We start from the raw sequence: 6,205 nt of genomic DNA on the forward strand, positions 1-6,205 counted from the left end.
TCCTGATCGCAATGAATACCGCCGTTGCTGCCGCACCACTGCACACTGCCGCCCCGCCGTCGTCGCTGGCCGCCCGCTACGCCGGCGTGCGGGCCCGCACGGTCGCACTGGCCGCCCCGCTGAGCGCCGAAGACGCCATGGTGCAGAGCATGGCCGATGCCAGCCCGGCCAAATGGCACCTGGCCCACACCACCTGGTTCTTCGAGCGCTTCGTGCTGGCGACCCGGCCCGGCTACGCACCGATCGATGCGGACTGGCATTACCTGTTCAACAGTTATTACCAGAGCATCGGTCCGGCACATGCACGTCCGCAGCGTGGCCTGCTCTCGCGCCCGTCGCTGGAAGAGGTGCTGGCGTTCCGCGCCCGGATCGACCAGCGCGTGATCACCGCCCTGCAGGCCGGCAGCCTCAGCGAGCAGGCCCGGCACCAGTTGCTGCTCGGCCTGCACCATGAACAGCAACATCAGGAACTGCTGCTGACCGATATCAAGCATGCGTTCTGGTCCAACCCGCTGCAGCCAGCCTACCGCGAGGATCTTGCGGTGGCGCCGGCCCGTGCGCTGCCCCTGCAGTGGCTCAGCAGTCCCGAGCAGATCGTGGAGATCGGCGCGCCGGTCTGGCCTACCCAGCCGACATTCGCCTACGACAACGAATCGCCTGTACACCGCGCCCTGGTCCCGGCGCATGCGCTGGCCAACCGCCCGGTCAGCAATGACGAGTATCGCCGGTTCGTCCAGGCCGGCGGCTACCGCGAGCCGCGCTGGTGGATGAGCGAAGGCTGGACCCTGTGCCAGGACCAGCGCTGGCAGCATCCGCTGTATTGGGATGACGCACTGGAGCGCGAGTTCACCCTCGGCGGGTGGCGCCCGCTCGATCCGCACGCCCCGGTCTGCCATCTCAGTTACTTCGAAGCCGACGCCTACGCGCGCTGGCAGGAGGCCCGCCTGCCCACCGAATTCGAATGGGAGGCGGCCACCGCGGGCCGCCCGCTGCGGGGTCGTTTCGCCGATTGCGACCAGCTTCACCCCGGCGGGGCGGAGGAGTCAGGCGATATCGTCCAGCTGTTCGGCGATGTCTGGGAATGGACCAGCAGCGCCTACGGGCCGTATCCGGGGTTCCGCACCTTCCCGGGCAATCTCGGCGAGTACAACGGCAAGTTCATGTGCGGGCAATGGGTCCTGCGCGGGGGCAGCTGTGCCACGCCTGCCGATCACCTGCGCGCCAGCTACCGCAATTTTTTCGCGCCGTCGGCCCGGTGGCAGTTCGCCGGCCTGCGCCTGGCCCGGGACGCCGCATGAGTTCGGTCCGTGATGCACTCCAGGCGCTGACCGATCTGCAGCCGGACCGCGACCAGATCACCGCCGACATCCTGCGTGGCCTCTCCGCCACGCCGCGGCAGCTGCCGTCCAAGTATTTCTACGATGCCCACGGCTCGGCGTTGTTCGAGCAGATCACCCAGCAGCCGGAGTACTACCCGACCCGCACCGAGCTGCAGCTGCTGCAGGACTGCGCGCGTGACATCGCCAAGGTGGTCGGTCCCCGCCTGCACGTGGTCGAGCTGGGCAGCGGCAGTGGGCGCAAGACCGAGCTGCTGCTGCAGGCACTGCGTGACCCGGTGGCGTACACCCCGATCGAGATCTCCCGTGCCGCACTGCTGGACAGCATCACCCGGTTGGCCCCGTTGCTGCCGGAGATCGAAATGCTGCCGGTCTGTGCGGATTTCACCCAGCCGGTGCAGCTGCCATCGCCGCAGCGCGAGCCGGCGCGCCACCTGGTGTTCTTCCCGGGCTCGACGCTGGGCAACTTCGCGCATGACGAGGCCATTGCGCTGCTGAAGGCCATGCGCCAGACCATGGGCCCCGACGGCATGGCCCTGATCGGCATCGACCTGCACAAGGATGCGGGGCTGATCGAAGCGGCGTACAACGATGCGGCCGGCGTCACGGCCGATTTCACCCTCAATCTGCTGCGCCGGCTCAACCGCGACATCGGCAGTGATTTCGATCTCGACGGGTTCCGTCATCGCGCGCGGTACAGCGTGCCGCGCCTGCGCATCGAAACCGAACTGGTCAGCCAGCGCGAGCAGCGCGTGCAGGTGGACGGGCAGAGCTTCGAATTCGCCGCAGGCGAGGCGATGACCGTCGAGTACAGCCACAAGTACACCGACGCGGTGTTCGCAACGATGGCCGCGGCCGCGGGCCTGCGCGTGACGGCCCACTGGAACGCCACCGATCCGGCCTTCGGCCTGCGTCTGCTGCAGCCGGTCTGACCTGCGCGGCATTGCCGCTATGATGCAGGTCCACTGGCTGCAAGGATTCCGCCAATGCGATGGTCGCCCCTGTTGTTGGCCGGGCTGTGGCTCGGCGCACCGTCGTTGGCGGTGGCCGCCCCGGATGCATTCTCTACCTGTCTGGTCACGCTCAAGGCGCAGGCCGGCAAGCAGGGCATCGGCGCCGAGCGCTTCGATGTGCTCACCGCCGGGCTGACCCCGGATCCCAGCGTGCTGCCGCTGCTGGACGCGCAGCCGGAATTCACTACCCCGTTGTGGGACTACCTTGCGGCGCTGGTGGATACCCAGCGCGTCGAGGACGGGCGTGCCCGCCTGGTCGAGCACCGTGACCTGCTGGCCCGTGTCTCGGCCGAGTACGGGGTTGATCCGGCCACCATCGTGGCGGTCTGGGGCGTGGAGAGCGACTACGGCCGCGTGTTCGGCAAGCGCCCGCTGCTGCAGTCGCTGGCCACGCTCTCCTGCGAAGGCCGCCGCCAGCCCTTCTTCCGCGGGGAACTGCTCGCCCTGCTCAAGCTGATCGATGCCGGCGACCTGCGCGCCGAAGGCCTGACCGGTTCGTGGGCCGGCGCGTTCGGCCATACCCAGTTCATGCCCTCCACCTATGCGCGCATCGCGGTGGATGGCGACGGCGATGGCCGTCGCGATCTGGTCGCCTCGATTCCCGATGCGCTGGCCTCCACCGCCAATTATCTGAAGAAGGCCGGGTGGCGCACCGGCCAGCCCTGGGGGATGGAAGTGACGGTTCCGGCCGGCTTCAACGCCGGCCAGGCCGGCCGCACCCAGCGCAGGCCACTGGCCGACTGGCGTGCACAGGGCATCGTCCCGGTGGCCGGCGGCGCGCTGGCCCCGGCCGGGCTGCCCGCCGACAGCAGTGCCGCGCTGCTGCTGCCCACCGGGATCAAGGGCCCGGCCTGGCTGGTGTTCCGCAACTACGACGCGATCTACGCGTACAACGCCGCCGAGAGCTACGCCCTGGCGATCGCCACCCTGGCCGACCGCCTGCGCGGTGGCCAGGGCATCGTGGCCGCCTGGCCGACCGACGATCCCGGCATCGGCCGTACCGAACGCCGTGAACTGCAGACCCTGCTGCTGGCCCGCGGCCACGATATCGGCACAGCCGACGGCATGATCGGCACCGCCACCCGGCGCGCCATCCAGGCCGAACAGCAGCGCCTGGGCTGGACCCCCGCCGATGGCCGTGCCGGCCAGCGCATCCTCACCGCCCTGCGCGGTGCTCCTCTTTCATCAACATCGACCATGCCGACCTCCACCGTGTTCACCCTTCCGCCCAACCACGCCCAGTACGTCCAGTCGCCGGCCGCGCCGCGCGCTGCCCTGCCCAAGGTGCCCGGGCTCAGCCTGGCCGACATCCAGGGCTTCCCTGCCTGGAAGGTCGAGACGCCGTTCGCCACCGCCGCGATCAGCGTGTTCGGCGGCCAGCTCCTGTCCTATGTGCCCAAGGGCGGGCAGGACGTGATGTGGCTCTCGCCCAGTGCCCAGCCACTGCCGACCCCGATCCGTGGCGGCACCCCCGTGTGCTGGCCGTATTTCGGCCGCCAGGGGCAGGGCAACGACGTGCCCTCGCATGGCTTCGTCCGTAACGTGCCATGGACGCTGCAGCAGGCCCGCCGCGAGGCCGATGGCACCATGGTGCTGAGCCTGGCCCCACCGGTGCTGGAGAACCTGGACCTGCGCCTGCGCATGGAGCTGCGGATCGGCCGCACGCTGGAGCAGCGCCTGATCACCGAGAACACCGGCCGCCAACCGGTCGCCTTCACCCAGGCCCTGCACAACTACTTCCATGTCAGCGATGCGATGCAGGTCAGCGTGGAAGGGCTGGAGGGGCTGTCCTACCTGGACAAGTTCGAGAATTACGCCGCCCCCCGCCAGCAGCAGGGCGAGTGGAGCCTGCGCGACCCGCGCGATCCGGGCCGCAGCGACCGCATCTATACGCAGGCTGGCGGCCGTTACCTGCTCAAGGACCCGGGCCTGAAGCGCCGCATCGAGATCACCACCACCGGCAGCCGCTCGCTGGTGGCGTGGAACCCGGGTGAGGCCGGTGCCAGCAAGATGGCCGACGTCGGGGCCGGTTGGCGCAACTATGTGTGCCTGGAGGCGGCCAACGCCGGTCCGGACGTGGTGACCCTGGCGCCGGGCGCGCAGCATGTGCTGCAGCAGACCCTGGCGGTTCGCCCGCTATGAGCGCGGTTCCGTCCCCGGCCCGGCCGGACGAGATGGCCGGCAATCCTTATCGCGCGCCCAGCACCGCCCTGCACGAGGCGATGATCGACGCCCAGATCGATGCTGCCGTGGCGGTGCATGACCGCCATCCGTCGTGCTGAGGCGGCTGTAAGGCGCGTGACCGGTCAGTGTGCGGCCGGGCGCGGCCGCAATGCCACCAGACAGATCCCGCCAGCCACCAACCCCCAGAACGCCGAACCGATCCCGGCCAGCGACAGGCCCGAAGCGGTGACCAGGAACGTCACCAGCGCCGCTTCGCGATCGGCCTCCTCGCGCAGCGCCATGGCCAGGCTGTTGGCGATCGTTCCGAACAGCGCGATGCCGGCCACGCAGGCGACCAGCTCCTTGGGGAAGGCAGCAAATACAGCGGCCACCGTCGCCCCGAACAGCCCGACCACGATATAGAAGGCACCCGCGGCCACTGCGGCGGTATAACGGCGGGCCGGATCCTCGTGCGCTTCGCGCCCCATGCAGATCGCGGCGGTGATCGCGGCGAGATTGAGCCCATACGCACCGAAGGGGGCCAGGATCGTATTGACCACGCCGATCCAGCCGATCACGGGCGAGACCGGCGTGTCATACCCAGAGGCACGGATCACCGCGACACCCGGGATGTTCTGCGAGGCCATGGTGACCACGAACAGGGGCAGGGCGATGCCGAACACCGCTGCCCACGACAGCGTTGGCCAGGTGAACACCGGCGTGGCCAGTTCCAGCCGCACGTCCTGCATATGAAGCAGACCCTGACCTGCGGCGACCAGGACACCGACAAGCAGCGTGGCGATCACCGCATAGCGCGGGAACAGCCGTCGCCCGATCAGCCACGTGACGAACATCGCCAATGCCATGCCCAGCTGGGTGCCCATGGAGACGAACACATCCAGCCCGAAGCGCAGCAGTACACCCGCAAGCATGCCCGCGGCCAGCGCCATCGGCACACGCTTCATCAGCTTCGCGAAGATCCCCGAGAAGCCGGCCAACATGCCAAGCACGGCGGCAAGCACGAACGCACCGATCGCATCGCTGTAGCCGACCGCGCCCGCACCGACCACGAGCATCGCCGCACCGGGCGTGGACCATGCAGTGACGACCGGCATCCGATAGCGCAGTGACAGACCAATACACGTCACGCCCATGCCAAGGCCCAACGCCCACATCCACGAAGCGATCTGCGCCTGGTCTGCGCCGACCGCGCGTGCGGCCTGGAACACGATCACCGCCGAACTGGCGAAGCCCACCAACACGGTAATGAAACCTGCCATCACCGCAGGCAGGGAGAGATCGCGCCACAACGAACGTTTGCCAACCGCAGACATCGCATGCATTCCTGATGACAAGAGATGCATTGTTAGCAAGCCTGCGGCAGCACGCGCAACGCGCGTGCTGCCGCGCTCGTTGTCGAGCAGCACGCACGGATGACGCGATGATGAAAAAGATCGACGAAAACGCTTGACGAATTTTCAGAAGTCTTTAGTATTCGCTCCCTCGCTGCGACGCGGTCTTCACCCCGGTGAACACCCACCCGCAGCGACGGCAACAAGCTTCGAAAGAAGGTGTTGACGGAAACGAAAAGCCTGACATAATAGGCGGCTCGCTTCGACGAAAAGACCTTCGGGTCACACGACGAAGTAGCATCGGCAACAACGTTTCACTTCGGTGAAACGGCCTTGAAAA

General features: G+C 68.0%; 5 protein-coding genes. 4 read left to right on the top strand and 1 reads right to left on the bottom strand.

Annotated features, from left to right (window positions below; genetic code table 11):
• Nucleotides 1-11: 11 nt before the first annotated feature.
• Genes egtB through OC373_RS14935 form a run of 4 tightly spaced genes read left to right on the top strand, consistent with a single transcriptional unit; the run spans nucleotide 12 to nucleotide 4,632 of the window.
• Nucleotides 12-1,298, top strand: a complete 1,287-nt coding sequence (egtB, locus tag OC373_RS14920; RefSeq protein ID WP_261997944.1) for an ergothioneine biosynthesis protein EgtB — start codon at nucleotides 12-14, stop codon at nucleotides 1,296-1,298.
• Nucleotides 1,295-2,269 (top strand): L-histidine N(alpha)-methyltransferase, encoded by a 975-nt coding sequence (egtD, locus tag OC373_RS14925; protein ID WP_261997945.1) that lies wholly within the window; start codon nucleotides 1,295-1,297, stop codon nucleotides 2,267-2,269. Before egtB ends, egtD begins: the two co-directional genes overlap by 4 nt.
• Before the next feature lie 54 nt (nucleotides 2,270-2,323).
• Nucleotides 2,324-4,492: a lytic murein transglycosylase gene (locus OC373_RS14930; protein WP_261997946.1), complete on the top strand. Its 2,169-nt coding sequence runs from the start codon at nucleotides 2,324-2,326 to the stop codon at nucleotides 4,490-4,492.
• A complete protein-coding gene (locus OC373_RS14935) occupies nucleotides 4,489-4,632 on the top strand; it encodes a hypothetical protein (RefSeq protein ID WP_261997947.1) in 144 nt (47 codons plus the stop codon). Before OC373_RS14930 ends, OC373_RS14935 begins: the two co-directional genes overlap by 4 nt.
• 24 nt (nucleotides 4,633-4,656) lie before the next feature.
• On the opposite strand, the gene OC373_RS14940 is transcribed toward OC373_RS14935, so the two are convergent.
• Nucleotides 4,657-5,847 carry a benzoate/H(+) symporter BenE family transporter gene (locus tag OC373_RS14940; protein WP_070426254.1) on the bottom strand — a complete coding sequence of 397 codons (1,191 nt, stop codon included), beginning with the start codon at nucleotides 5,845-5,847 and terminating at the stop codon, nucleotides 4,657-4,659.
• Between the last annotated feature and the right edge of the window lie 358 nt (nucleotides 5,848-6,205).

The organism is Stenotrophomonas sp. Ste96 (assembly GCF_024519495.1).
Taxonomy (GTDB): domain Bacteria; phylum Pseudomonadota; class Gammaproteobacteria; order Xanthomonadales; family Xanthomonadaceae; genus Stenotrophomonas; species Stenotrophomonas bentonitica_A.

Coding starts and splice junctions, on each gene's coding strand:
- egtB (WP_261997944.1), top strand. CDS start 12: ATGAATACCGCCGTTGCTGCCGCACCACTGCACACTGCCGCCCCGCCG.
- OC373_RS14935 (WP_261997947.1), top strand. CDS start 4,489: ATGAGCGCGGTTCCGTCCCCGGCCCGGCCGGACGAGATGGCCGGCAAT.
- egtD (WP_261997945.1), top strand. CDS start 1,295: ATGAGTTCGGTCCGTGATGCACTCCAGGCGCTGACCGATCTGCAGCCG.
- OC373_RS14930 (WP_261997946.1), top strand. CDS start 2,324: ATGCGATGGTCGCCCCTGTTGTTGGCCGGGCTGTGGCTCGGCGCACCG.
- OC373_RS14940 (WP_070426254.1), bottom strand. CDS start 5,847: ATGTCTGCGGTTGGCAAACGTTCGTTGTGGCGCGATCTCTCCCTGCCT.